Origin of the sequence: Phaeobacter sp. S60, from assembly GCF_000826845.1 — a bacterium.
GTDB lineage: Bacteria > Pseudomonadota > Alphaproteobacteria > Rhodobacterales > Rhodobacteraceae > Phaeobacter > Phaeobacter piscinae.
On sequence record NZ_JSWJ01000017.1, the window covers coordinates 122641 to 149186 of the forward strand.

The window sequence follows — 26546 nt, forward strand, 5'->3', positions numbered from 1 at the left end:
ATGCGCCGGGCCTGCATGGGCCGGGCGGCGTTATGTACTGTGGCGCGGAGTGGGTGCGATCAGCGCGCGTTTAGTGGAATATAGGCGCGGGGTTCCGGCCCGTTGTAAAGGGTCAGGGGGCGGATCAGGATATTGCCGCGCTGCTGTTCGATGCATTGGATGATCCAGCCGGGCATCCGGCCGATGGCAAAGATCGGCACGTAGAGATCCATCGCGATGCCGTGCAGTTGGTAGATCACGCCGGAGTAGAAATCGACATTCACGTTCAGACCGTGGCGGGCGTAGGGCTGCATGGCCTCCACCACGGCTTGCAGGATTTCATACCACTCCGGCGCGCCCATTTCCGCTCCCAACTGGCGCACGCCTTCGCGCATGTGGCGCGCGCGTGGGTCTTCCTTGCGGTAGACGCGGTGGCCAAAACCGGTCACGGCCTCCTTGGCGGCGCGCTTGGCCTTCACATAGGCGGCGGCTTTGTCGGGCGTGCCGATCTCATGCACCATCTTCATCACGTCCTCGGCGGCACCGCCGTGGGCCGGACCTGCAAGGGTGGAGAGCGCGGTGACGATGCCGCCGTGAAGGTTGGTTTCGGTCCCGATGGTGACGCGCGCGGCAAAGCTGGAGGCGTTGGCACCATGTTCGGCGTGCAGGATAAAATCAACATCCGCGAGCCGGGTGGCCTCTGGCGTGGGTTTCTCGCCCTTCAGCATCCACAGCCAGTTGCCCGCATGGCTGAGGGTCATGTCGGGGGCCACCACCTCGCGGCCATTTCGGATCGCGTCATGGGCGGCGATGATGATCGGCACCTGCGAAATCAGGCGGATGCCGTTGGCGACAAAGGCGTCTTCGCCGACCTGCTGGCTGTCTGGTTCAAGCGCGGCGAGGGCAGAGACGGCAGTGCGCAGCACATCCATCGGATGGCCATCCTTGGTGGCGCGGATGATATCCAGCACCGGGGCAGGCAACGCGCGGGCGGCTTTCAGTGCGGTCTCAAATTCTGCGAACTGATCCGCATCGGGCAATTCGCCATGGATCAGCAGATAGCAGACCTCCTCAAAGGTGGAATGCGTGGCCAGATCGTGAATGGAATAGCCGCGATAACTCAGCTCGCCCTTGGCGCCGTCAATGTCGGAAACCCCGGAGCGTTCAAAGTAGATCCCCTTGAGGCCGCGGTTGATCTTGACGTTATCGCTCATTGCTGGCTCCTTTCCCCGCAAGGGAGATCAAAATGACTGTACTTGAAAACGCATATGCGCTGGCTCGGGATCGCAGGGCACGGGTGGTGTTTCCCGAGATGGACGACCCCAGAGTGGCAGCTGCGGTAGACCAGCTGACCCGTGAGGGGCTGGTGGAGGCGGTGCCTTTGGCGCCGGTGTCTGCGGCGCATGTGGATGTCTTGGTGGCGGCGCGCGGTATGAAGGAGGGCATCGCCAAGCGGATGCTCTCCAAACCCCTGTACCGCGCGGCGGCGATGGTGGCTGCGGGCGAGGCGGATGCGATGGTGGCGGGCGCGGATGTACCCACGCGCCGGGTGATTGAGGCGGCCAGCATCGGCATCGGGCTGGATGCGGGGGTCAGCACAGCCTCGTCGTTCTTCCTGATGGTGTTTCCGGACGGGCGCGAATTGGTGTTTGCAGATTGCGCCGTAAATGTCGCGCCGGATGCGGCGCAACTGGCGGATATCGCACGGGCCTCTGCACGTTCGGCAGAGGCGCTACTGGGGTCAGCACGGGTTGCGATGCTGTCGTTTTCCACCGGCACCTCGGGCGATGGTGACAGTGTGGCGCTGGTGCGCGCGGCGGCAGAGGCCAGCGGATTTGCAGGCCCGGTGCAGGCGGATGCGGCGCTGAACCCTGCGATTGCCGAGAAGAAAGGCATCGCGCCGGTTGAGGCCAATGTGCTGATCTTCCCGACGCTGGATGCGGGAAATATCGGATACAAGCTCTGCCAGGAATTGGGCGGCGCGCAGGCGCTGGGGCCGTTCTTGCAGGGCTTTGCCAAGCCGGTCTGCGATCTGAGCCGAGGCGCCTCGGTCGAGGACATCGTGGCGGCGACGGTCCTGACGGTGGCGCAGATCTGATCTTGCTGAAGGTGTGACAGGCGGACGGGGGCGGCGATCATGACGCCCCCATCAGGGTCTGGGCGTCCATGGCGATCTGACGCTCTTCCTCAGCCTCAATCACCCAGATCGCCACCTTGGAGCTGCCGGCATGCAGGCGCGCCTTGCGGGCGTGGTTGGCATCCACATCCATACGCGCGCCGATCCATTCCAGACCGCGCAGAATACGGGCGCGCACACCCACCGCGTTCTCGCCGATGCCACCGGTGAAGGCGATGGCATCCAGACCTTCCATCGCGGCAATCAGGCTGCCTGCGTGACGCAGGCTCCAGTAGCAGAAATGTTCGATGGCAAAGGCGCTGTCGGCGCTGGGGTCCAGCATCAGGTTGCGCATGTCGGATTTGCCACCCGACAACCCCAATAGCCCGCTTTCGTTGTTGAGGATCGCCTTGGTGCGCTCCAGCCCGTTGTCTTCGACCAGGCGCAGCACCGCATTGGCGTCAATGCCGCCCGACCGGGTGCCCATGGTCAGGCCATCCAGCGGCGAATAGCCCATGGTGGTGGCAATGGACTGGCCATTGCGGATCGCACAAAGCGAGGCGCCGTTGCCCAGGTGAAAGGCCAGAATTCGCGAGGGCAGCGGCGCGCCGGAAATCTCCGGCAGGCGCCGCACCAGCGAGGCGTAGGACAGACCGTGAAACCCGTAGCGGCGGATGCCCTTGGTCTCTTCCACGCGGGGGATCGCGTAGCGGGTGGCGACCTCTGGATTGGTGGCGTGAAACGAGGTGTCAAAGCTGGCAAACTGCGGCAGCTCAGGCGCGGTGACGGCCATCGTATCAATCGCCGCAAGGCTATGGGGGTTGTGCAGCGGAGCCAGCGGCGTGCAATCGGCGATTTCACCGCGGATCTCGGGGGTGATGCGCACCGGTTTGGTCAGCTTGCGTCCGCCATGAACGACCCGGTGGCCGACAGCTGCGAGCCGCGACGGGTCAAGTCCGTGCTCGGGCAGTGCCGCCAGGATCGCAGCCAGCGCTTCGGCGTGGGCGAGGAACTGGCTGTCGCTGCTGGTGTCTGCGATGCGCAAACGTGATTGCGGCGTGCCGATCCCCTCGGCCAGGCCCGCAATACGCTGGGTGAGATCCGCGTCGAAGATCGCGAACTTGATAGAAGAGGACCCGGCATTAAGGACCAGAATGTCGGTTTCAGATGATGAGGTCATAGCGCGGCCTTCACGAGGTTGAGGGCCGCCAGTGCCGCCAAGAGCGTCACGACATAGCGGCGGAACAAATCCGGCGCGGCCAGCGCAAAGCCGCGTGAGCCCAACCAGACACCCGCACCAAGGATGGGAAAGGCGAGGATCACACCCCAAAGCGTGTCCGGGCCAGTCAGCCCATGGGCGGACATGACCGGCAGGGCCATCAGGTCGATGCCCGTCAGAAACACGATCATGGTGGCGCGAAACACCGCAGGCGGGATCGGCTGCGCGGTCATGAAGGCGGCAGCGGGCAGGCCGCCCACGCCGGCGCTATTGGCCATGCCGGAGGCCATGCCCACGGCGACATGCCCGGCGGTCCCAATGGGGCGCGCGAGGCGCCAACCGCTGAGCAACAGGAGGCTGAGGCCAAGGATCAGCACGGAAATCACCAGCCGCGCCTGATCCGGGCCAAGGCGGGCCATCACGGCGACGGCAGGCAAAGTGGCAACAGCAGCACCAGCCAAGAGAGCCAGGGATCTGCGCCAGTCGATATGGGGGCGAATGCCGCGCGCCTGAAAGGCGGTCATCGCAATCTCGCAGGCAAAGACCACGGGGATCAGCGGCAGCGGATTTGTGACGAGAGCGGCGAGAATGATGAAGATCGCGGAAAAGCCAAAGCCCGAATATCCGCGGATAAAGGCCGCCGCAAATAATGCGGCGGCCAGAAAGGCGCCCGCGCCCATTGAGAGATCAAAAGGCAGGGGCATAGGCGTCAGACCTGCTGTTCGCGCATGTCGGCCTTGTCGATGCCTGCTACGCGGACCGGCTTCTTCATGGCGTCACGGCGGAACGGCTCACCCAGCTCCTGGTTGATCATGGCTTCGATCAGGGTGGTTTTGCCGTTTTTCTGGTCCTCGATGGCCTGCGCAAGTGCGGAGGTCAGCTCATCCATGGTGCGGGCCACAACACCGTTGAGGCCACAGGCGCTGGCAATGCCTGCATAAGAAACCTGCTCGTCCAGTTCGGTGCCGACGAAGTTGTCATCGAACCACAGGGTGGAGTTCCGCTTTTCCGCGCCCCACTGGTAGTTGCGGAACACGATATGGGTGATCGCGGGCCATTCGCCCCGGCCAATCGCGGTCAGCTCGGTCACCGCGATGCCGAAGGCACCGTCGCCGGAGAAGCCAACAACCGGGGTATCCGGGCAGCCGATCTTGGCGCCGACAATCGCAGGCAGACCATAGCCACAGGGACCAAAAAGGCCGGGGGCCAGATATTTGCGCCCCTCGTCGAAGGATGGGTAGGCGTTGCCGATGGCGCAGTTGTTGCCGATGTCGGAGGAGATGATCGCCTCGCGGGGGAGGGCCTGCTGGATAGCGCGCCACGCCATGCGGGGGCTCATCCATTCGGGTTTGTCGGCGCGGGCGCGCTGGTTCCAGGTGGTGCCCGGATCGTCGTCCTCATGGGTCATCTCGGTGAGCTGCTGCGCCCAGCGTGATTTGGTTTCCGAGATGCGGTTCTTGCGCTCCTCGCGGCCCGCATCGCCTGCGCTGTCGCTCAGCTGGGAGAGGATCCCGGAGGCCACTTTGGCGGCGTCGCCGATGATGCCGACGGAGACTTTCTTGGTCAGGCCGATGCGGTCAGGATTGATATCGACCTGAATGATCTTGGCATCGGCGGGCCAGTATTCCATGCCGTAGCCGGGCAGCGTGGAGAAGGGGTTCAGACGGGTGCCGAGGCAGAGAACGACGTCGGCGTCCTTGATCAGCTCCATCCCGGCTTTGGAGCCGTTGTAACCCAGCGGACCTGCAAACAGCGGGTGATTACCGGGAAAGGCGTCATTGTGCTGATAACCAACACAGACCGGCGCATCCAGACGTTCGGCCAGCTTCTGGGAGGCCGCAATGCCGCCCTTGGACAATACCACGCCGGCGCCGTTCAGGATCACGGGGTTCTTGGCTTCGGACAGCAGTTTCGCCGCGTCGCTGACGGCGGTTTCGCCACCGGAGGGTCGTTCAAATTCAACAATGGCGGGCAGTTCGATGTCGATGACCTGGGTCCACATGTCACGCGGAATGTTCAACTGCGCGGGCGCCGAGGCGCGCTTGGCGTTCATGATGACACGGTTCAGCACTTCGGCCACGCGGGAGGGGTCGCGGACCTCTTCCTGATAGGCGACGCAATCGGCGAACATGCGCATCTGTTCCATTTCCTGGAAACCGCCCTGACCAATGGTCTTGTTCGCAGCCTGAGGGGTGACCAGCAAGAGCGGGGTGTGGTTCCAGTAGGCGGTCTTCACCGCGGTCACAAAGTTGGTGATGCCGGGGCCGTTCTGGGCGATCATCATCGACATTTTGCCGGTGGCGCGGGTGTAACCGTCCGCCATCATCCCGCCGGAGCCTTCGTGGGCGCAGTCCCAGAAGGTGATGCCCGCGTCGGGGAAGATGTCAGAAATCGGCATCATGGCCGAGCCGATGATGCCAAACGCATGTTGGATGCCGTGCATTTGCAGTGTTTTTACAAATGCTTCCTCGGTGGTCATTTTCATCGCGTATTCTCCTGATGAGACGCCAAAAGGGCCGGCACAAAGGCCGGGATGAATCTGGTGTATTCCGCCGAGCAGAGCCGAGTTAGGGCCAGTTCCCGCCCCGGCTTAGTACCAGTATGCGGTGGGGATGATTGCTGCACTGCAGCGTCAGGCAGAGACTTCGGAAGGGGGCAAACCGCAGATGTGGCAGGCTAACCAGCCTTTGCACAGCTCGGGCGCAGAGCCTCGGCAAGCAGAGCAAGGCCCGGTTCAATCCGGTTGGAGGGGATCGAAGAATAGCCAAGCCGGTAGTAGTTTTGCTTGCGGTGTTCTGCGGCGAAAAAGGGCGCGCCGGGTTCGATCAGGACGCTCTTTGCCTTCAGCGATTGGGCGACCGCTGCGGTATCCACGCCCGCGTCGGCGCACATCCATAGGGAGGAGCCGCCGTAGACGCCGACGCCTGCCACGCTAAGCCCATGATGGGTCACAGCCTCTTCGATCACACAGCGGCGATCATGCAGAACCTTGGCCATGCGGCGGATCTGGGCATCGTAGTGGCCCAGCGACAGGAAATAGGCCACGGTGCGCTGCACATGACCGGGCGGGTGGCGCAGCACATTGGCGCGCAGGGCGCGGGCCTGCCGGATGAAGGGTTCGGATCCCACCAGATAGCCAAGGCGCAGGCCGGGGAAGAGCGATTTGGAGAAGCTGCCGACATAGACCACCCGGCCATCCGCATCGAGCGACTTCAGCGCAGGTGAGGGCGCGCCGAGAAAGGACATCTCGAATTCATAGTCATCCTCGACAATCACCGCATCAATATCGCGGGCGCGGTCCAGCAGCTGTTTGCGACGCGCCATCGGCATGGTGGCTGTGGTCGGGCTCTGGTGGCTGGGGGTGGTGAAAATGACATCGGTGTCATCTCGGATGGTGTCGGGTGGCAGCCCGTCATGGTCCACCGGCAGGCAGTCGATCTCGCAGCCGCGATAAACCAACTGATCGCGCAGGGTATAATAGGTCGGATCCTCCAGCGCGGCCTTGCGCCCCGGCCCCAAGAGCAGCTGCGCCACCAGCCAGAGCGCGTTCTGCGCCCCAAGGGTGATCAGGATTTCCTCTGGCCGGGCAGAGATGCCGCGGCGGGGCAGGGTGTGGCGGGCGATATATTCCACCAGAAGCGGATCGTCCTGATCGAAGTAATCATTGGTGAGCGCGGCAAAATCCTTTTGCCCCAAGGCGCGCAGGGCACAGAGCCGCCAGTTGGCGTGGTCAAACAGCGAGGCATCCGCCTGCCCGTAGATGAAGGGGTAGCGATAATCGCGCCAGTCCTGTGGTTTGCGGGGGGTGTCGCCGCCGCAGTAGTTGCCGACGATGGCCGAGGCCCAGTCCACCGTGTCCGCAGATTTCTGCGAGGGCGCGTAGCTGGGCGGCACCGGGGCGTTTTCGGAAACATAATACCCAGACCGTCCCTTGGAGATCAGGTAATCATTGGCCAGAAGCTCGGTATAGGCGAGCGTTACGGTGATGCGGCTGATGCCCAGATGTGCGGCCAGCTTGCGCGAGGAGGGCAGTTTCTCGCCCACCCGCAAGCGGCCGGAGAGAATGCCCTCGGCAATCATTTCCTGGATCTGCGCCTGCAGGGTGCCTTGCGCATCGGGGTTCAGAAAGAAGGTGTCGACAGAGATGGCCATGCCTCACTGTAGGCTGGACATAAATGGGGTGCAATCTGGACTTAGTGCCAGTTTGGGGAAATCTGTGCCGCGTACTGGCTTGAGGTCGGTCGAACAGGCCGCTTTCACTCTCATCAAACCGGGCGGCAAGACGAATATGTTCATTTGCAGTTTGGATCACGTGCAACAGTGGTGTCTTGCATTTCCTCGTAATACCTATAGAACTAGTTTTATCGAATCAATTGAGATCAAGATGGGGCCAGGAGGTGCGTTATGGACTGGGAACGGGCGGCGGGTGGATTTGCGGCGATGGGGTCGGAGGCGCGGCTGGCGGTTTTGCGCTGCCTGGTGCGCGCGGGCGAAGGCGGGTTGATGGTGCAGGATATTCAGGCCCGGACGGGGATTGCGCCCTCCACATTGGCCCATCATCTGAAACTTCTGGCTGGAGCCGGGTTGATCCTACAGCGCAAAGACGGGCGCAGCACTTATAACACAGCGGACTATGATCAGTTGAAACAACTGGCGGGGTTTATCCTCAGTGAGTGCTGCGCGGATGATGTCTCTATCCGGGAGGTGGCAAACGATGGCTGAGCTGACACAAAATCCACGCCCTGCAGGCCTGATTGCGCGGGGGATCAAGACGCCATGGGCGCTTTGTGTGGCGATCCTGCTGGCGGTGGCGGTGCTGGATCCCGGCAATCTGGCGGAGGTCATCCGTTTTGCCGGGGCGGCGCTGCTGCATACCGGGCGTTATATTCTCTTTGCGGTGCTGCTGCTTTCCTACCTCAAGGCGACAGGGGCCGAGGTGATGGTCGCACGCGCTTTTGAAGGGCGGGAAGTGCGGATGATCTTTCTGGCGGCGGTCTTTGGCGGGCTGGCACCGTTTTGTTCCTGCGAGGTGATCCCGTTTATTGCCGGGCTGTTGGCGCTGGGTGCGCCGCTGTCTGCGGTGATGGCGTTCTGGCTGGCCTCGCCCCTGATCGACCCACCGACGCTGCTGATCACGGCTGGGGCGCTCGGCTGGCCGTTTGCGATTGCCAAGGCGGTCGCAGCGGTGGCGCTGGGGCTGTTTGGCGGCTTTGCCATCAAGGCATTGCGGGGGGCGGGCGCCTTTGCCAGCCCGCTGCGGCAGGCGCCGCGTTCCAGCTGCTGTGGCTGTGGTGCGCCGAAGGCCGAGGCACCGGTCTGGGCCTTCTGGCGGGACCCTGCGCGGCGCAGCCAGTTCCGGCAGGAGTTCGTCAGCAATGGTCTGTTTCTGGTGAAATGGCTGACGCTGGCCTATGTGCTGGAGGCGCTGCTGGTGTCCTATGTGCCGGCTGATCTGATTGCGACCCTGGTGGGTGGCGAGGGGATCCTGCCGATTGCCACCGCAGCGCTGGTGGGGATGCCAGCCTATCTCAACTCCTATGTGGCGCCACCCTTGCTGGCGGGGCTGATGGAGCAGGGGATGAGCGCGGGAGCCGCGATGGCCTTCATGGTGGCGGGTGCAGTGAGTTCGATCCCGGCGATGGCGGCGGTCTGGTCGCTGGTGAAGCCACAGGTCTTTGCCACCTATCTGGCGCTGGGGATCACCGGCGCGATCCTGTCTGGGATCTTGTTTCAGATGGTCTGAGGAGCCGGGACCGGGCGGGATGCTCCCGTCCGGTGTGCGGCATCTGAGATGCCTGACACCCGTTGGGCCAAGCGCCGCGCATTTGCGCGGCGCTGTCGCGTCTGGGGCGACCTTATCTGGCGGTCCGGGACCGGCGGCCTCCGCGACCCGTTTCCTGCGGGAAAGGGAAGAGCCTCCACTGCAACCGCATGAAACGGGTCGAGTGCATGTCAGTGAGGCGGTTAGCTCAGGGCGTCAACCAATGGAGGCTTTGATCATGGAACTAAGAGACAAGACAGTTATCATTACCGGCGCGAGTAGCGGTATCGGTGCTGCGGCGGCGTTGTTGTTTGCGGCAGAAGGGGCCAATGTCGTGCTGGGTGCCCGGCGGCAGGCTGAGCTGCAAACCCTTGCGGGTCAGATAAATCAGAGCGGTGGACGGGCGGCCTGCCTGGCTGGGGATGTTACCGAGGAATCCTATTCAGAATCTTTGGTGGCCTTGGCGACAGAGGCGTTTGGCGGGCTGGACGGCGCCTTTAACAACGCGGGCATCATGGGAGACATGGGGCCGGTTGAGCAGATGGATGCCGCCAACTGGAACGCCGTCCTCACGGCAAACCTGACCGGCGCGTTTTTCTCGGCCAAGGCGCAGATCCCTGCTCTGCGCGCACGCGGCGGTGGTGCGCTGGTGTTTACCGGATCCTTTGTTGGGTTCAGCAATGGCGGCATGCCTGGCATGGGGGCCTATGCGGCGTCTAAGGCGGGGTTGATCGGCCTGGTTCAGTCGCTGGCGTCCGATCTGGCTGCAGAGGGTATCCGGGCAAACGCGCTGCTGCCGGGCGGAACCAAAACCGCCATGGCGGGGGACGATCCGGACACACACAGTTTTATCGCGGGGTTGCACCCGATGAAACGGATGGCCGCGCCGGTGGAAATTGCCCAAGCTGCGCTGTTTCTTCTGTCGGACCGGTCCAGTTTCGTGACCGGCGGTCCGGTGGCGGTGGATGGCGGAATCGCGGCGCGGCTTGTCTGAACCCGACCGGGCCAACTGTCTCAACAAAAAAGCGCCCCGGACATACCGGGGCGCAATTCGTTCCTCCAACAGGGGAAATGTATCAGCCAAACACTTTGGTCAGGGCCACATCCACCGCGTCGGTGATCTTGTCCACGTCTTCGGGGGTTACGATCAGCGCCGGGCTGAAGCAGAGGGTGTTGTTCTTACCCGGAATGGAGCGGTTGGTCACACCGATGATGACGTTCTGATTGCCACATTCGGCCACAACCGCCTGTGCCAGTTTCTCGTCCACCGGCTCCTTCGTTTCGCGGTCCGCAACCAGCTCGGCGCCGAGGAACAGACCCTTGCCGCGCACATCGCCGATGACCTGATGTCTCTCCATCAGCGCCTCGAGGTTGGATTTCATCCGCTCCCCCATGGCGACGCAGTTCTCAAGGAGGTTCTCATCCTCGATGATCTGCATATTGACGAGCGCGGCGGCGGGGCCTGCGGTGCAGCCGCCAAAAGTGGAGATGTCGCGGAAGTAGTTCAGCGGATCGCTGGCGTCATCCTTGAACATGTCAAAGACCGCTTCGGTGGTGACGAGGCAGGCAATTGCGGCATAACCCGAGGCCACACCTTTCGCCATGGTCACGAAGTCGGGCTCGATGCCGTAGTGCTGGTAGCCAAACCAAGTGCCGGTGCGGCCGACGCCACAGACCACTTCGTCGATGTGCAACAGGATGTCGTATTGTTTGCAGATCTCCTGCACGCGCGGCCAGTAGCCCTCGGGCGCCTCGATAACACCACCACCTGCGGTCACCGGCTCAAGGCAGAGCGCGCCAACGGTGTCGGGGCCTTCGCGCAGGATGACCTCTTCGATCTGATTGGCGGCGGCGATGCCGAACTCCTTGCCGGAGAGATGCTCCAGACCCAGCTCGTGCTTGCGGTACTCCATGCAGTGAGGAACCTTCACGAAATCGGGCGCGAAGGGGCCATATTGCATGTTGCGCTCTTCCTGGCCACCTGCGGACATCGCTGCGAGGGTGGAGCCGTGGTAGTCGCGGTCGCGGTACAGGATCTTGGTTTTCTTGCCGCCGTATTTCTTGTGTGCGATCTGGCGCACCATCTTGAAGGCTTTCTCATTCGCCTCCGAGCCGGAGTTGTTGTAGTAGACCCGGCTCATGCCCGGCATCTTCTCAATCAGCTTTTCGGCAAACAACGCACCGGGGATCGAGCCTGCGGATTGCGCGAAGTAACAAAGCTTCATCAGCTGGTCGTAGACCGCCTTGGCGATTTCCTCGCGGCCATAGCCGACATTGACGGTCCAGACCCCGCCGGAAACGGCGTCGAGCCATTCCTTGCCGTTCTGGTCCCAGACCCGCATGCCCTTGCCCTCGACGATGATGCGGGGGTCGTTTTCTTCAAAAGGCTTGTGCTGGATCAGGTGATGCCAGACGTTGGCCTTGTCTGCGGCGATGACCCGGCTCAGGTCGTTTTCATTGAACGTGCCATCCATGACATGCCCTTTCCACGTTGTTCGAAAATGCGGTCTGCCATGGATTGGCTGGCCAGACTCGCCCTGTATCCACGAAACGCTATATTTACGTTTTGCTCTAGGTCCAGTTGCCGACGCAATTTAGCTCCAGACGCGGGGCGAGCGGGGGGTGTGGTAAAAAACATATGTTCTGGATTTGCCGGATTGAGAACATGCGCCGTTATGCGCCAAACCGATGCAGCCGATAGACCGGCGCAGTGACATAGGCGGAGCGACGCGGTGACGACATATCATTTGATGGTGGCCCCCAATGGGGCGCGGCGACGGCAGGCGGATCATCCGGGGCTGCCGTCGCGCACGGCGGAAATTGCTGCCACGGCAGCCGCCTGCCAACGGGCTGGGGCGGATGCGCTGCATCTGCACGTGCGCAACCGGGACGGCGGCCATTCCCTGGATGCGGGGCGCTACCGTGCAGCGATGGCGGCGGTGGCTGAGGCGGCGCCGGGCATGGCGATCCAGATCACCACCGAGAGTGCGGGTATGTTTGACGTGGCGGATCAGCTGGCCTGTCTGGAGGCGCTGCGCCCGGCGGCGGCCTCGGTCTCGGTCCGGGAAATGGCGCGGGACTGGACGTTGGCCGCGCGGGCCTATGCGATCTGTGCGGAGGCAGGAACCGAGGTGCAGCATATCCTGTATGGTCCTGACTGCATTGCGGCGTTGCGTCAGGCCTATGCGCGCGGGGATATTCCGGCGCAGATGCGGTCGGCAATTTTTGTGCTGGGCCAATACGCGCCGCCGCGTTTGGCTGAGGCGTCCGAGCTGCGCGTGTTTCTCGAGGCAACTGCGGATCTGGATCTGGACTGGGGGCTCTGCGCCTTTGGCCGGCAGGAACACGCCTGCCTGCTGGCGGGGCTGGAGGCCGGGGGACGGCTGCGGATCGGGTTTGAAAACAATACTCAAGCTGCGGATGGATCAGAGTATCCTGACAACGCAGCCTCAGTTGCCGAGTTTGTCGCATTGGCGCGCGCGGCGGGGCATCGCCCGCTTGTGATGCCTGTTTCCGAGGATAAAGGAGCCCAGCTATGAGCCATGTTTTTCCCCGCCACACCAAGGCCAATCTGCCCACTGCCGTCGCAGGGGACGGCTGCTATCTGATTGATGCCAATGGCAAACGCTATTTCGATGGCTCTGGCGGGGCGGCGGTGTCCTGTCTGGGGCATTCCGATGCCGGAGTGATTGCTGCAGTGCAGGAGCAAGTCGGCAAACTGGCCTTTGCTCATACCGGGTTTCTGACGTCGGAACCGGCAGAGGCGCTGGCCGATCTGTTGATTTCGCAGGCGCCGGGAGATCTCGACCGGGTCTATTTCGTGTCTGGCGGGTCGGAGGCGACAGAGGCGGCGATCAAGCTGGCGCGGCAATATCATCTGGAGCGTGGCGACACCACGCGCCGTCATGTGATCGCGCGCAGGCAGAGCTATCACGGCAATACGCTGGGCGCGCTTGCGGCAGGCGGCAACGCATGGCGACGGCAACAGTTTGCGCCGCTGCTGATTGATATTTCCCATATCGCGCCCTGCTATGAGTATGTTGACCGGGGTGAGGGCGAAAGCAGCTACGACTATGGTCAGCGCGTCGCCAATGAGTTGGAGGCGGAGATTCTGCGGCTTGGGCCTGAAACGGTCATGGCCTTTATGGCGGAGCCGGTGGTCGGGGCCACATCAGGCGCGGTGCCTGCGGTTGAGGGGTATTTCAAACGCATTCGTGAAATCTGCGACCAATATGGCGTGTTGCTCATTCTGGATGAGGTGATGTGCGGCATGGGGCGCACCGGGCATTTGTTCGCCTGCGAGGCGGATGGTGTTGCGCCGGATATCCTGTGCATCGCAAAAGGGTTGGGGGCTGGCTATCAGCCGATTGGCGCGATGCTGTGCAGCCGGCAAATCTATGAGGCGATTGAAGGCGGCAGCGGATTTTTCCAGCATGGCCACACCTATATCGGTCACCCGGTTGCGACGGCTGCGGGTCTGGCGGTGGTGCGGGCACTGTTGGATCGCGGTCTGGTGCAGCGCAGTGCTGAGATGGGCGAGAAGCTGCACGCAGCACTGGTCGCGCGGTTTGGCCCGCATCCGCATGTCGGCGACCTGCGCGGGCGGGGGCTGTTCCGCGGGATCGAACTGGTGGCAGACCGCGAGAGCAAAACGCCGTTTGATCCGGGTCTTGGTGTTGCAGGCAAGCTGAAGAAGGCGGCGTTTGAGGCCGGGCTGATCTGCTATCCGATGGCGGGCACGCGAGATGGGCGCAACGGGGATCATATTCTGCTGGCACCGGCCTTTATCCTCAGTGAAGATCAGATCGGCGAGATCACAGACAAGCTGGAGATCGCCTTCGCTCAGGTTCTGCCCTAAGACGGCTATTGGTGGGGGTGGTCAGCGAGGTACTGCGGACTGGCAGATCATACCATCGGGGTGTCGTCCCGTGTTTGAGATTTTGATCGGCTATGAGCTGTTGCGTGGTGTCATTTGATGAATGCTTAGGTTGATTTATGCAATAAATGAGTGAATATTCACTGGTCCTGCTTGGTAGTGTGTCTGCAACACAACAAGAGGACCGTTCAAATGACCACAAATTTCGCCCCTGCCGACCTTCTTGATCGCTTCGGCGCGTCGCTTGCCGGGGCGGAGTGTCTGGACCGCCTGCGGGCCGGTGTCATTGGTGACGGGGCGGAACTGCCGGGGCCGAACGGGCCGGTGAAAATGATCTATGCCGATTACGTCGCCTCTGGTCGGGCCCTACGGCAGGTTGAGGACTTCGTTCTGACTGAGGTGCTGCCCTATTATGCCAACAGCCACACTGAGGCATCTTATTGCGGCAGCTTCATGACTCGGCTGCGCCGGGCGGCACGGCAGACCATTGCGCGTATCTGCGGTGCGGATGATCGTTTTGCGACGGTGTTCACTGGATCCGGCGCGACGGCAGGGCTCAATCGGCTGGTGCATTTGTTGGGGGTCTCCGGCGCGGTGGCTGCGGGGCAGACGCCTCTGGTTATCCTTGGCCCCTATGAGCACCATTCCAACATCCTGCCGTGGCGCGAAAGCGGCGCCGAAGTGGTCGAAATTGCCGAGGCCACCGAAGGTGGGCCTGACATGGGCGAGCTGGAGGCCGTGTTGCAGCGGGAGGCTGGCGGCGACCGCCTGATCGTAGGGGCGTTTTCGGCGGCGTCGAATGTCACAGGGATTGTTACCGACACCGATGCCGTCAGCCGGGTGTTGCGTCGCCATGGCGCGCGGGTGGTCTGGGACTACGCGGGGGGCGGCCCTTATCTGCCGATGGATATGGCTGCGGGCACGGATGCCGAGAAGGACGCGATTGTGTTCTCCGCCCATAAATTCCTGGGCGGGCCGGGGGCGTCTGGTGTGATGATCCTGCGCAAGGCTGCTGTCGCAAGTACACGCCCAACCCTCCCCGGTGGTGGCACCGTGAAATTTGTCTCCCCCTGGCAGCATGATTACGCCGATGATCTGGCCGCGCGGGAAGAGGCGGGCACGCCCAATGTGGTTGGCGATATTCGTGCCGCGCTGTGTCTTCTGGTGAAGGAGGCGATGGGGCAGGCGTTCATGGACCAGCGGCAGGAGGAGCTGCGGCAGCGGGCGCTGGCGGCCTGGCAGGATCTGCCCAACCTGCAGATCCTCGGCAATCCGAATGCCAAGCAGAAACTGCCGATCTTCTCGTTTCAGGTGCAGGATCCCGAGACCGGCGCGCCGATCCACCAACAGCTGTTCACCCGGATGCTGTCGGATCACTACGGGGTGCAGGCCCGTGGCGGCTGCGCCTGTGCGGGGCCATATGCCCACCGATTGCTGAACATCGGACCGGTGCAGTCTCGGGCTATGCGCGCGGCCATTCTGGGCGGGCAGGAGATCGAGAAACCGGGCTGGACCCGTCTTAACTTCTCCGCCACGCTGAGCGATGAGAAGGCCGATGCAATCATCCACGCGGTGCGCGACCTCGCACAGGATCCGCGGCGGTTCTGTGAGGGGTATAACGTCGATACCGCTACCGCGCGTTTTGCGCCGAAGGTGGCCTAATGTGCCGTCTGCTCGCCTGGAACGGGGCCCCGCGCTACCTTGAGGATCTGGTGTTTGTACCGGAACATTCGCTGGTGCATCAGTGTCGGAATGCGCTGATCTGCAAGACGCCGATCAATGCCGATGGGTTTGGGATGGCCTGGTATTCAGACCGCCCGGAGCCGTGTCTTTATAAGGACACGCATCCGGCCTGGTCCGATCCCAATCTGGCGCAGATTTCGCGCCATACCAAAACTGGGCTGTTTCTGGCCCATGTGCGGGCCTCCACCGGAACCGCGACTTCGCGCAACAATTGCCATCCCTTTGCCAGCGGCAAGTGGAGCTTTATGCACAATGGTCAGGCGGGCGGACATATGCAGTTCCGCAAGCGGCTGGATACGATGATTCCGGATGCCTACTACAATCATCGTCTGGGCGGCACTGAGAGTGAGGCGATTTTCCTGATTGCACTTGGTCTGGGACTGGACGCGGATCCCATCGGGGCCGTCGCCGCCGCCGTGCAGCAGGTGGAGGCCGTCTCGCGCGAGAATGGCACCACGCCGCATATGCGGTTTGGGGCCTGCTGGTCCGATGGCACCCGGCTTTATGCGGCGCGCTATGCCTCCGACAGGCATGCACCCAGCCTCTATTACCGGGTCTATAAGGAGGGGGTGATCGTCACCTCAGAACCGCTGGACAGTGATATCAGTGCCTGGATTGAGGTGCAGCCGAACCGGGCGCTGGTGGTAGAGGGGGGCGAGGTCATGGACCTGCCCTTCACCACAGCCTTGGCGGCCTGATCTTGGGTTGATGCCGACGGGAGGCAGCTCCTGTGCGTTGGTGACCTGAGAGAGCAAAGCGCGGTTGACTATCCCCGCTTTGCGGCGCAACCCTGTGGCGAAAATGGACGGCGATACCGGAGCGGCCCGAGGCGGCCGGGGCGTCGCCCGTCGCCGCTGTCGGAGGAACCATGTCGCGCGAGGCCCCCCCAACCTATCCGCTGATCCGCAATGTCGGGCTGTCGGGAATGCTGGTCAGCTTTGGCGATCAGCTGGATGAGGCCACCAACCGGGCCACACTTGCCTTTCGCAGTGCGGTCAATGTGTTGGGGCTGAGCGGCGTGGTGGAAACTGCGACCTCTTTGGCCTCGGTCTTTGTGCGCTTTGATGCGGTGGAGCTGCCGCATGATCGGTTGCGCGGGGCGCTGGCAGAGTTGTTGCTGACCCGGGATTGGTATCAGGCGCCGCTGCCGGATGGGCGGCGGTTCTGGCGGGTGCCGACGGTGTACGGCACTGAGCTCGCACCACAGCTGGAAGAGGCGGCGGATCTGGCAGGGGTGAGCGAGGCAGCAGCGATTGAGGAGTTGGGCGCGGCGCGGGTTCGGGTGCTGACCATCGGATTTGCGCCGGGGCAGCCCTATCTTGGGACGTTGGGCGAAAACTGGGACATCCCGCGACAGAGCGAAGTCACTCCGCAGGTGCCGGTTGGCGCGCTGGTATTGGCGATCCGGCAGTTCGTGCTGTTCTCAACCGCATCGCCCACGGGATGGCGCCATGTCGGGCAGACCGGTCTGACGCTGTTTCAGCCGGAGGCCGCCGATCCCTTTGCGCTGCGCGCCGGAGATGAGTTGCAGTTCGAACCGGTGAGCCGGGCGGCGTTTTTGCGGTTGCGGGACAGCGGCGCCCAACAGGGCGGTGCCATTGTCAGCGAGGTCACATCATGAGAGCGCTGCGGGTTCTGCGGATTGGTCCCTCCTGCACGGTGCAGGATCGGGGCCGGGTTGGCTACCTCGGGCAGGGGCTGTCGCAGGGCGGCGCGGCGGATACGCTGGCGCTGGCCGAAGGCGCGGCGCTGTTGCGACAGGATGCCGGGCTGGCGGCGCTGGAGATGGCCGGCATGGGCGGGTTGTTTGAGGCAAGCGCGCCGATGCGGATTGCCCTGACCGGCGCCGAGATGGTGGCAACGCTGGATGGCGCGCCGTTGGTCTGGAATGCGTCGCACCGGATTGAGCGGGGGCAACGGTTGGAGATCGGCCCTGCAAAACGGGGCGTTTATGGCTATCTGCATGTGGGCGGCGGGTTTGCCACGCCGGAGTTTCTGGGCGCGCGGGCAGCGCATCTGGTGGCGGCCCTTGGGGCGCCAGTGACCAAAGGCGATACCCTGCCGGTGGGAGCTGAAATGCTGCCAGCGGCGCGGCAGGTAACCGGGTTGGGCCTGCGCGTGGCGGATCGCTTCGCAGGCGGGGAGCTGCGGCTGGTCGAAAGCTTCCAGTCTGATCTGTTCCCACCCGAGGTGCGCCATCGCTTTGCCGAGACGCCTTTCACACCGGGGCGGCGTGCCAGTCGCATGGCCTTGCAGTTGATGTCCGAGGGGGCCGGATTTGCCGCTGAGGGGCAGTTGAATGTGCTGTCGGAGATCATTGTGCCGGGAGATGTGCAGATGACAGGTGACGGCCGCCCGTTTCTGCTGCTGCGCGAGGCCCAAACGACCGGGGGCTACCCCCGGATCGGTACGGTTCTGCCCTGCGATCTGTCGCGGGCGGTGCAGGCGGCGGCTGGGGCGGTGCTGCGGTTTCGCTGGGTCACGCTTGAGGACGGGCTGGCGCAGCAGGCCGCCCATGAGGCCGCTGTTGCGGCGCTGCCCTCTGCCTGCCGCCCGCTGCTGCGCGATCCGGCTGATATGGCGGATCTGCTGTCCTATCAACTGATCGGGGGCGCAATATCAGCCGAGGCTGATCCTTTTGAAACTGGAGCTGAAACATGAGCAAGACCGTCGATCTGAACGCCGATATGGGCGAGAGCTTTGGCCCCTGGACCATGGGCGATGATGCGGCGCTGCTGGATGTCGTCTCCTCGGCCAATATTGCCTGCGGGTTCCATGCGGGTGATCCGGATGTGATGGCGGTGACTATGGCGCGGGCACGCGACCACGGGGTAGGGATCGGCGCGCATCCGGGGTTTGATGATCTTCAAGGCTTTGGCCGCCGCAGGATGCAGGTGCCACAGGGCACGTTGGCCAATATGATCCGCTATCAGCTGGGCGCGGCACAGGGCATGGCGCGCGCGGCTGGTACCAAAGTGCGGCATCTGAAGCTGCATGGGGCGCTGTCGAATATGGCCTCGGTGGATCATGCTATGGCGCGGGCCTGCTATGAGGCGGCGCTGGAGCTGGACCCGGATCTGATCATCATGGTGCTGGCCGCCACCGCCATGGAAGAGGTGGTGCGGGAGCTGGGCTGCAACTGGTGCGGAGAGATCTTTGCGGATCGGGCCTATAATGATGACGGGACGCTGGTGGACCGCTCCCTGCCCGGCGCGGTGATCCACGATCCCGCGATTGCCGGGCCGCGCATTCTGCAAATGGTGCAGGAGGGGGCGATCATCACCGACAGCGGTGCGCGCATCCCCACTGCCATCGACACGATCTGCCTGCATGGGGACACACCAACCGCCGTGCAGCTGGCGCGGTCGGTGCGCCGATCGCTGTCCGAGGGCGGGATCGAGGTTCGCGCCTTTGATGGGCGTCGGGGGTGAACTTGTCGTGAGACAGGGATTGGATGTATATTTTTTTATTTTAAAACAATGAATTAATTGAAGTTACTTTAAAATTGGATGTTGGAGCCTATCCTCTGGGCGGATTTCTGGGCTAAACCTGTAGCAGCCTTTTGCTGCAACAGGATCCGCCTATGTCTCTCCGTTTGTTTTCGACCCGGTCCCGCCCGATACATATGGGGCCGTTTCCGATGGAGCGGGTGCAGCCGGGGCCGATGCCGGATCTCGCGGCAGTGCCGCCGTTTCAGCCACTGAATTTCAGACGTCCCGATATGCCTGCCTCCATCGTCAATGCGATGGGCGAATATCAGGCGATGATGGATGCGATCCGCGACGGGCTGGTCAACAAGGCGCAGGCGGACTGCCCGAGCGACCCGCAGGAACGGGCCGATCATATCAAGGCTTTTGGCTATTTCAGCGATGCGGCGATGGTGGGGATCGGGCCGATGCCTGGCTCTGCCCGGCTGGATGTGCCCTATCGTAACGCCGATATCGACCGGCTGTCCCATGATCTGAAGACCCGCCAGACCAAGACGCTGGCCTCTGGCATCGATATGATCATGGCGGATCTGCGCGATGCGATGGAAGCGCCGCCGACCACTATTGGCGAGCATACGCATGCGATCGTGTTTCTCTATGACATGCCGCGCGATCCGCGCCCGGATGAGCCAGGCTGTGACTGGCTGGAGGGGGCCGAGCGCCACCGCGCCTGTCTGCGGGCCTCGGAAACAGCGGTGGTACTGGCGAATTACATCCGCTTGCTGGGCTGGGATGCCAAAGCGCATACCGGGACGTCGGCGGATGTGGATCTGAACCAGCTGACCGTTGCCACCGGTCTGGCTACGGTTGAGGATGGCAAGCTGGTGAACCCCTATCTGGGCACGCGGTTTGGTGTGGCGGTTGTGACCACCGATTTCGACATGGCGCAGGACAAGCCGCTGTTGCCGCAGGATCTGCAACCGATGATGCAGGTCAAGGGGCCGAAATGGTGGCTGGGGGTCGGCTCCGAACGCTCAGCGCTCAATGGCGATCCCTTTGCCCGCCGTGATTTTCGTGATGGCCCGCATCCGTTTGAGACGCTGAAGCGGGTCGCGGATCCCACCACCTATATTGACGAGGCGCGGGTGGCACGGGTGCCAAAACGCGCCGATATGTTTGCCCGTAGCCAGTTCGGCGATATGGGCAAGACCAATCAGGCGGCGGCCACCGGCGGGTTTTACGTGCGCAAGGCCGCGCCTTCGATGGCGCAGCGGCGGATGCTGGGGGCCTTTGTGTTGCTGCAGGATGGCGCGCCCGCCCCGCAGGCGCCGCGCCCCACAGATGCCGAGCGTAACGCCGCCAATATCAAGGCGGCGAGCTATTGGCTGGGGATTGACGCGGTCGGGATCAGCCGTTGCCCGGAGTGGACTTGGTACAGCCATGACGCCACCGGCGCCGAAATCCATCCGGAGCATGATCAGGCGATTTCGATGATCGTCGATCAGGGCTTTGACACCACCGAGGGCACCTCCGGGGATGACTGGATTGCGGTGGCGCAGTCCATGCGGGCCTATTTGCGGTTTTCGCTGCTGGGCGGGGTGATTGCGCGGCAGATCCGTAACCTTGGCTACAAGGCCAAGGCCCATACGGTGATGGACGGCGAGGTCTTGCAGCCGCCCTTGCTGCTGCTCGCGGGGCTGGGAGAGGTCAGCCGGATCGGTGAGGTGATCCTGAACCCCTTCCTTGGACCGCGTCTGAAATCCGGTGTGGTCACCACCGACATGCCGATGGCCCATGACAAGCCGATTGATTTTGGTCTTCAGGCGTTCTGCGAGGCTTGTAATAAATGTGCCCGCGAATGCCCGTCTGGCGCCATCACGGCCGGGCCGAAGCTGATGTTCAATGGCTATGAGATCTGGAAATCCGACAGCCAGAAATGCACCACCTATCGCATCACCACGCCGGGTGGCGCGATGTGCGGGCGCTGCATGAAAACCTGCCCCTGGAACCTTGAGGGGATATTCAAGGAAAAGCCGTTTCGCTGGGCGGCGATGAATATGCCTGCGGCGGCCCCCGCTTTGGCCAAGCTCGACGATATGGTTGGCAATGGTGAGATGAACCCGGCCAAGAAATGGTGGTGGGATCTGGAACTGGAGGAAGACGGTGGCTATCGCCCGACGCGCCATCCGGTCAATGCGCGCGCGCTGCAAAAGGATCTGGATCTGCGCTATGAGGATCAGACGCTGGCGGTGTATCCTGCGCATCTGGCACCTCATCCCTGGCCCTATCCGTTTCCGATGGACCGGGAAGCGGGCATCGAAGCCTATCAGGCAATGGTCACGGCGGAGGAATACAAAGCCCGCCGTGCCCGTGGCGAGAGCGGTGACTGGGATCACATCTATACCAATGACGGCGACAGTCCGGTTCTGCGGGTTGAGGTGTCGCACGTCGAGGAAATGAGCAGCGGCGTCACCAAATTTGAGTTCCGGAGCCTTGATGGCAGTCCCTTGCCGGAATGGACGGCGGGGGCGCATCTGGACATTGTGGTCGCGCCGGAGTTCCTGCGCCAGTATTCCATGTCCGGCGATCCGGCGGATCGGTCGACATACCAGATCGGTGTCCTGCGCGAGGATCTGGGGCGGGGTGGCTCAAAACTGCTGCACCGGATTTTCACCAAGGGGCGGCGGGTCTTTATCTCCAAGCCGATCAACCATTTCCCACTGGTGGAAGACGCGCGTCGCAGTTTCCTGATGGGGGGCGGGATTGGTGTGACGCCGATGATTGCCATGGCCCATCGTCTGCATGCGCTGAGACAGCCGTTTGAGCTGCATTATTCCGTGTCATCGCGCCAGGACGCAGGCTACCTCAATGACCTCGCGGCGATGCCCTGGGCTGAGCATGTGCGGATCCATGTGTCGGATGAGGGCAGTCGTGCCGATCTTGATCAGGTGCTGGCGGATTATCAGGACGGCTGGCACGTCTATACCTGTGGGCCGGACCGTTACATGAGCGGCGTGATTGAGGCAGCCGAGCGGCAGGGCTTCCCTGAGGAGGCGCGCCATCTGGAGTATTTCTCGGTGCCGGAGGTGCCGGAGTATGAAAACCACGACTTCACCCTGAAGCTCAGCCGATCAGGGCGTGAGCTGCGGGTACCTGCGGAGAAGACCGCCACCGATGTGCTGGCCGAAAACGGCATTCATATTGATGTGAAATGTTCTGACGGCATCTGTGGCGTGTGCAAATGCGGGTTGGTGTCAGGCGAGGTGGAGCATCGCGATTTCGTGCTCTCCAAGGCGCAGCGCCAAGATGCGGTGATCCTGTGCCAGTCGCGGGCGGCAGAGAAAGGTGGCGTGATTGAAGTGGATCTTTGACAGCGGAGGCCGCGCCTGCGCGGGCCCAGATGTTTCGGGCCGCATCACAGATGGCGCGGCCCGGTTGCTGCTGTATTGGTATTGCGACCCCGATCAGGTGTCTTCCGGCGTTGGCCCCTCACCCGCGCGGAGAAGGGCGGCGGCCAGCGCGCTTTCGGAGACTGGTTTTTGCACGATCGGGCAGGGCGGGTAGATCTCGATGATGTCCTGCACCTCGCCGTAGCCGGTGGTCAGGACAAAGGGGATGCCGCGTCGCGCCAGTTCTTCGGCCACGGGGACGGATTGCTCGGAACCGAGATTGACGTCCAGCACCGCGTAGTTGATGCCGCCTTCCTCCAGTTTGTCCAGCGCCTTGCCCACGGTTGAGGCGCTGACGGTTTCCGCAAAACCGATATCCTCCAGCATGGCGCTCAGATCCATCGCGATGATGAAGCTGTCTTCGACCACCAGTGCTTTGCCGCCCAGTTTGGGCGTGTTCACGACCGGAGAACGGGTCTCAGGGAGGAGGTCGGCCTCACTGTGCCGGATTTTGTAGAGGTACCGGGTCGGAATGCGGAACCGCGCTTCGAGACCAGTTGTCTTATACTGTATCGAGGCGTCTCCTTTCAGCTCATGTGGAATGGAGTTCTCCACGATGGTAGAGCCAAAGCCGCGCCTTGCAGGCGGTGCCACCGGCGGGCCACCGCGTTCAACCCAGCTTATCAGAAGGGCGCCGCTGTCCTCTTCTTCCAGAGTGATCTCAACACGGCCGACCCCATTGCTGAGGGCACCATGTTTGACGGAATTGGTGGTCAATTCATGCAGCACCAACGCCAGTGTTGTGAAGGCAACCGGAGTGACCAGCGCATCGGGGCCAGAGATGACAACCTCATTATCGCGCCCTGTGGCATAGGCCTCCAACTCACAGGTGATCAACGCCCGCAGCGAAGCGGGTTCCCATTGCTCACCCGTCAACTGGTCATGCGCGCGCGCCAGTGAATGGATGCGGCCATCCAGATTGTCGGTGAATTCCGTCAGCGTCCGCGCCGTACCTTTGGTCTGGGTCACCAGCCCGCGCATCAGGTTGAGGATGTTCCGAACCCGGTGATTGAGCTCTGATATCAGCAGTTGCTGTTGCTCTTGGGCGCGTGCCCGCTCGGCGTTGTTGGCTTCGGTCACCTTGAGGAAGATTTCCAGCAGCACTGTGCGCAGCATATTGGCGCTGTGAAGGCTGTTGTCTGCCCAGGGGGTGGACCGCCATTCGACGGTTTCCTTCCAAGCCTCGAAACTCTTGCGGGGGGTGAGCCGCACGCCATTGGGGCCAACTTCCATCGGTTTGGTGGGATCCCCGGCCCAGGCAACTGTTTGCGAGATACTGCGGCGACACAGGATGAGGTAGTCGCGCGGGCGTTTGGAGATCGGGATCGCGAGAATACCGGCGCAGCGGTCAATGTAATCCCGCGCCGGGTCATGGATGCTCTCCAACTGGTTGGTGGAAAATGCTGTTGCCCCAATGGTAACATCCAGCATTCTGGCGAGCGAACGGGTCTCTTCTGCGGTGGGTGTGGTGCCGGTGGCGTGAAACTCACCATCGGAGTAAAGCACCAGACCGTCATGGGCGATCACATCCTGGATGTCTTCAGACACTGCGATCAGGCTTTCCTTGAAGGGTCTGCCATCAGCCAGCATCGCCATCAGCTGGGCTTGAAGGCGCCCCATGTTCTTTTCTTCACGAGTGCGCTGGGTATTCTCAAACTGGCTTAGCTCATATGAGAAGACATGTGCGAACATCTCAATGGCGGTGCGGCGCTCGTAGTCGATATAGCGCGGGCGGTGGTGGTGGCAGGCAAACAGACCCCACAGCTCCCCGTCCTTCATGATCGACACCGACATCGAGGCCCGCACGCCCATATTGCGCAGATACTCCAGATGGATCGGCGAGACAGCGCGGGTCACCGCCAGAGACAGATCCAGGGGGGCGCCGTCGATTTTGAATGCCGGGCTGATCGGCGCGCCTTCATCGTCCACATCGGCAATCAGCCGCAGCAACGATCGCTTATAAAGTGCGCGCGCCTGGACCGGAATATCCGAGGCGGGAAAGAACATGCCGTCGTATTTCTTGGTTCGGTCGCTGCGGATCTCGGCGATCACCTGTCCGGAGTGATCTGGCTGGAACTGATAGACCATGACGCTGTCGAACCCCGATAGCGCCTGTAGCCCGCGTGCTGCCCCCTGCGCCAGCCGCGAGATATCCCCGTCCCGACGCAGCTGCGAGAAATGCGGATAGATCTCGGACATCACATCGCGGTCACTGCGCTCGAATTTTGGTTCGAACTCGATGACCAGATTGCGGCCGCTCTGATGGATGCTGACATCAAAGGCCTCGGGGCGGTCCTTCAGCGGGATATTGAAGAGCCGCAGGCTGCTGTCCGGGGCCTCCAATGTGCCCAGATTGCGACGTATGCGGGTAAAGGCATCTTCCGCGATCAGATCCGCCAGCGAACGACCCACAGCCTCTTGTGCATCGGTGCCCAAGATTTCAAGAAGATTGTCTGAGGCGTGCTGCACCAGCCAGTCGGTCGAGAGCGCGATCAGCGCGCCGTAAGATTGCACGCGCCCAAGCTGGTGGATGGGTTCGCGGTCACAATTGGTCAGTGTGGTGGTTGAGACTGTCTGTTCCAAAGCCATTGTATAGGCCCTTTTTCTTGATATGCCGACGGTGCGCCCTGCGGACGGCGCTGTCTTATATGTGTTGCACTGTTGTCAGGGTGCGGAGGGTCTCAGTGAATTGAGACGCGCCGCCGTATCAAAAAGGCCGAACCCCTGGCGCGTATCAGCCACGACACGCCGGGCGAGCGCGCCCGCCGGCGGGATCTGATCCAGATCCGTGCAGGTGGCCCGCCAGGCGACCAGATGATCGCGCGGTGCGAAATAGGCAGGCAGCGGCAACTGGTCGGCAGCTGCACTCAGGCGACGGCGCAAGACCTCGTTGCCCATACGAGATCCCAGCACGAGATAGTCCACCGCCAATGGATGCAACTGGGGCAGGGCGTCAACAGAAAGGGTGGCCGGATGGTCGCCATTCTGGGCGCAATCTGCGCGCAGCGCTGCGGTCAATGCGGCGAGCAGCCTTGTGCTATGTCCGGTGCCATCGTCGCCGGAGCCCGCCAACGCATGCAGCGCGGTATGCTGGCAGGTTAGAAACCAGGCAAGATTGGGCAGGGGGCTGTGATGAAACGGGGCAAAGGCCAGTTCAGCCGCATCATGTTCGCGGCGAGTGGCCCGCCGCAGCTCGACCCGAAACCCGGACTTGTCCTGGTGACTGCGATATGTGCCACTGGGGGACTGCCCGGGGGACTGCAATGGTCTGCCCTCTGTCTTGGATGGTGCATCGACCTTGAGCACGGTGTTCAGGGTGGCCTGGTCAGGGGTGTCGTCGTCAGGGGCGTCGTCGGCATCCTCGGACAGGGCGAATGGTGCGGAGAGGTGAAGATCTGTCATGGTCTCATATGTTGGTGCTGCGCGCAGGCGTCTTGAATTATGTATGGACAGGATCCCTCTGCGATCCGGTGTGTCCGGCTGGTGCTCCGCACGCTGATCAATTCACCGGTCGAACTGTGCACCAGTCGGATCATGGCACGGGCAGGGCGGTGCGCTGATCGGTTCAGCACATCCACGCTCATACCCTACCAAAGCGCATGAGCAGGGTGTGGCACAACCCTTAGTCTCAACAGTGACCCTGCGGCCTGATGAAATTTCACCACTCGGTCGCGGGGCAGGGATGGTTTGTGGCAAGGTATCATCCGGTCCGGCCATTTTGGGACGCTTCATCCGAGTCGAACCGCAGCGAGTCGGTGGCTGAATAGTGCTCCTGCACTGCTGGACACCTACATATAGATATCGGCCCGGCTCGACGGTGGCTCAGGTCGCAGCGCGCCCCGAAGGGTTCGCTGTAAATGAAAGGTTGTCAGAGAAATTTCCAAGGTTAATGAATTGATTTCATTGAATATTGCAGAGTTTCTGTGAAAACTTCATGAAAACGTCAAAAAACCGCTTGCGGCTTTGTGTAACTCG

Annotated in this window: 20 protein-coding genes; 12 read left to right on the forward strand and 8 right to left on the reverse strand. The window is 62.4% G+C overall.

What is annotated here, in order from left to right:
• Positions 1-59 precede the first annotated feature (59 nt).
• A complete protein-coding gene (locus OO25_RS16330; RefSeq protein WP_040181199.1) occupies positions 60-1193 on the reverse strand; it encodes a citrate synthase in 1134 nt (377 codons plus the stop codon).
• Between the two features lie 32 nt (positions 1194-1225).
• Here OO25_RS16330 and OO25_RS16335 point away from each other — a divergent pair, with 32 nt between their 5' ends.
• Complete coding sequence (locus OO25_RS16335; RefSeq protein WP_040181200.1) at positions 1226-2077, forward strand: phosphate acyltransferase; 852 nt, start codon at positions 1226-1228, stop codon at positions 2075-2077.
• Between the two features lie 37 nt (positions 2078-2114).
• On the opposite strand, the gene OO25_RS16340 is transcribed toward OO25_RS16335, so the two are convergent.
• The 4 genes from OO25_RS16340 to OO25_RS16355 form a co-directional block, all read right to left on the reverse strand.
• Positions 2115-3275 (reverse strand): acetate/propionate family kinase, encoded by a 1161-nt coding sequence (locus OO25_RS16340; RefSeq protein ID WP_040181201.1) that lies wholly within the window; start codon positions 3273-3275, stop codon positions 2115-2117.
• A complete protein-coding gene (locus OO25_RS16345; protein WP_040181202.1) occupies positions 3272-4018 on the reverse strand; it encodes a TSUP family transporter in 747 nt (248 codons plus the stop codon). The genes OO25_RS16340 and OO25_RS16345 overlap by 4 nt, the downstream gene beginning before the upstream one ends.
• A gap of 5 nt (positions 4019-4023) precedes the next feature.
• The gene (xsc, locus tag OO25_RS16350; protein ID WP_040174349.1) at positions 4024-5799 is read right to left on the reverse strand and encodes a sulfoacetaldehyde acetyltransferase; all 1776 of its coding nucleotides are present in this window, start codon (positions 5797-5799) and stop codon (positions 4024-4026) included.
• A gap of 191 nt (positions 5800-5990) precedes the next feature.
• Positions 5991-7466 (reverse strand): PLP-dependent aminotransferase family protein, encoded by a 1476-nt coding sequence (locus OO25_RS16355; protein WP_040174348.1) that lies wholly within the window; start codon positions 7464-7466, stop codon positions 5991-5993.
• A gap of 252 nt (positions 7467-7718) precedes the next feature.
• On the opposite strand from OO25_RS16355, the gene OO25_RS16360 reads away from it, so the two are divergent.
• The 3 genes from OO25_RS16360 to OO25_RS16370 all read left to right on the forward strand — a co-directional run bounded on the left by OO25_RS16360 (position 7719) and on the right by OO25_RS16370 (position 10069).
• Positions 7719-8036 carry a helix-turn-helix transcriptional regulator gene (locus OO25_RS16360; protein WP_040181204.1) on the forward strand — a complete coding sequence of 106 codons (318 nt, stop codon included), beginning with the start codon at positions 7719-7721 and terminating at the stop codon, positions 8034-8036.
• Positions 8029-9057 (forward strand): permease, encoded by a 1029-nt coding sequence (locus OO25_RS16365; protein WP_040181206.1) that lies wholly within the window; start codon positions 8029-8031, stop codon positions 9055-9057. Before OO25_RS16360 ends, OO25_RS16365 begins: the two co-directional genes overlap by 8 nt.
• Positions 9058-9313: 256 nt before the next feature.
• Positions 9314-10069: an SDR family oxidoreductase gene (locus OO25_RS16370; RefSeq protein ID WP_040181244.1), complete on the forward strand. Its 756-nt coding sequence runs from the start codon at positions 9314-9316 to the stop codon at positions 10067-10069.
• Between the two features lie 82 nt (positions 10070-10151).
• Here the strand turns inward: OO25_RS16370 and OO25_RS16375 are convergent, their stop codons facing one another.
• The gene (locus tag OO25_RS16375; protein ID WP_040181208.1) at positions 10152-11549 is read right to left on the reverse strand and encodes an aspartate aminotransferase family protein; all 1398 of its coding nucleotides are present in this window, start codon (positions 11547-11549) and stop codon (positions 10152-10154) included.
• A 258-nt stretch (positions 11550-11807) separates the two neighbouring features.
• Between OO25_RS16375 and OO25_RS16380 the strand changes: the two genes are divergently transcribed.
• The 8 genes from OO25_RS16380 to OO25_RS16415 all read left to right on the forward strand — a co-directional run bounded on the left by OO25_RS16380 (position 11808) and on the right by OO25_RS16415 (position 22493).
• Entirely contained in the window at positions 11808-12614 is an 807-nt protein-coding gene (locus OO25_RS16380) for a 3-keto-5-aminohexanoate cleavage protein (RefSeq protein WP_082035342.1), read from the forward strand.
• Positions 12611-13933, forward strand: coding sequence for an aspartate aminotransferase family protein (locus OO25_RS16385; protein ID WP_040181212.1), 1323 nt, complete (start codon positions 12611-12613; stop codon positions 13931-13933). The genes OO25_RS16380 and OO25_RS16385 overlap by 4 nt, the downstream gene beginning before the upstream one ends.
• Before the next feature lie 210 nt (positions 13934-14143).
• Entirely contained in the window at positions 14144-15613 is a 1470-nt protein-coding gene (locus tag OO25_RS16390; protein WP_040181214.1) for an aminotransferase class V-fold PLP-dependent enzyme, read from the forward strand.
• On the forward strand, positions 15613-16392 hold the full coding sequence (locus OO25_RS16395) for a class II glutamine amidotransferase (protein ID WP_040181216.1): 780 nt from the start codon (positions 15613-15615) through the stop codon (positions 16390-16392). The genes OO25_RS16390 and OO25_RS16395 overlap by 1 nt, the downstream gene beginning before the upstream one ends.
• Before the next feature lie 170 nt (positions 16393-16562).
• The gene (locus OO25_RS16400) at positions 16563-17315 is read left to right on the forward strand and encodes an allophanate hydrolase subunit 1 (RefSeq protein WP_040181218.1); all 753 of its coding nucleotides are present in this window, start codon (positions 16563-16565) and stop codon (positions 17313-17315) included.
• Positions 17312-18355 carry a biotin-dependent carboxyltransferase family protein gene (locus OO25_RS16405; protein WP_040181219.1) on the forward strand — a complete coding sequence of 348 codons (1044 nt, stop codon included), beginning with the start codon at positions 17312-17314 and terminating at the stop codon, positions 18353-18355. The genes OO25_RS16400 and OO25_RS16405 overlap by 4 nt, the downstream gene beginning before the upstream one ends.
• Positions 18352-19125 carry a LamB/YcsF family protein gene (locus tag OO25_RS16410; RefSeq protein WP_040181221.1) on the forward strand — a complete coding sequence of 258 codons (774 nt, stop codon included), beginning with the start codon at positions 18352-18354 and terminating at the stop codon, positions 19123-19125. The genes OO25_RS16405 and OO25_RS16410 overlap by 4 nt, the downstream gene beginning before the upstream one ends.
• A 152-nt stretch (positions 19126-19277) precedes the next feature.
• Positions 19278-22493 (forward strand): 2Fe-2S iron-sulfur cluster-binding protein, encoded by a 3216-nt coding sequence (locus tag OO25_RS16415; RefSeq protein WP_040181222.1) that lies wholly within the window; start codon positions 19278-19280, stop codon positions 22491-22493.
• Between the two features lie 93 nt (positions 22494-22586).
• Here the strand turns inward: OO25_RS16415 and OO25_RS16420 are convergent, their stop codons facing one another.
• Both OO25_RS16420 and OO25_RS16425 read right to left on the reverse strand, forming a co-directional pair.
• A complete protein-coding gene (locus tag OO25_RS16420) occupies positions 22587-25160 on the reverse strand; it encodes an HWE histidine kinase domain-containing protein (protein WP_040181224.1) in 2574 nt (857 codons plus the stop codon).
• A gap of 75 nt (positions 25161-25235) precedes the next feature.
• Complete coding sequence (locus OO25_RS16425; protein ID WP_242407059.1) at positions 25236-25973, reverse strand: hypothetical protein; 738 nt, start codon at positions 25971-25973, stop codon at positions 25236-25238.
• Positions 25974-26546 lie beyond the last annotated feature (573 nt).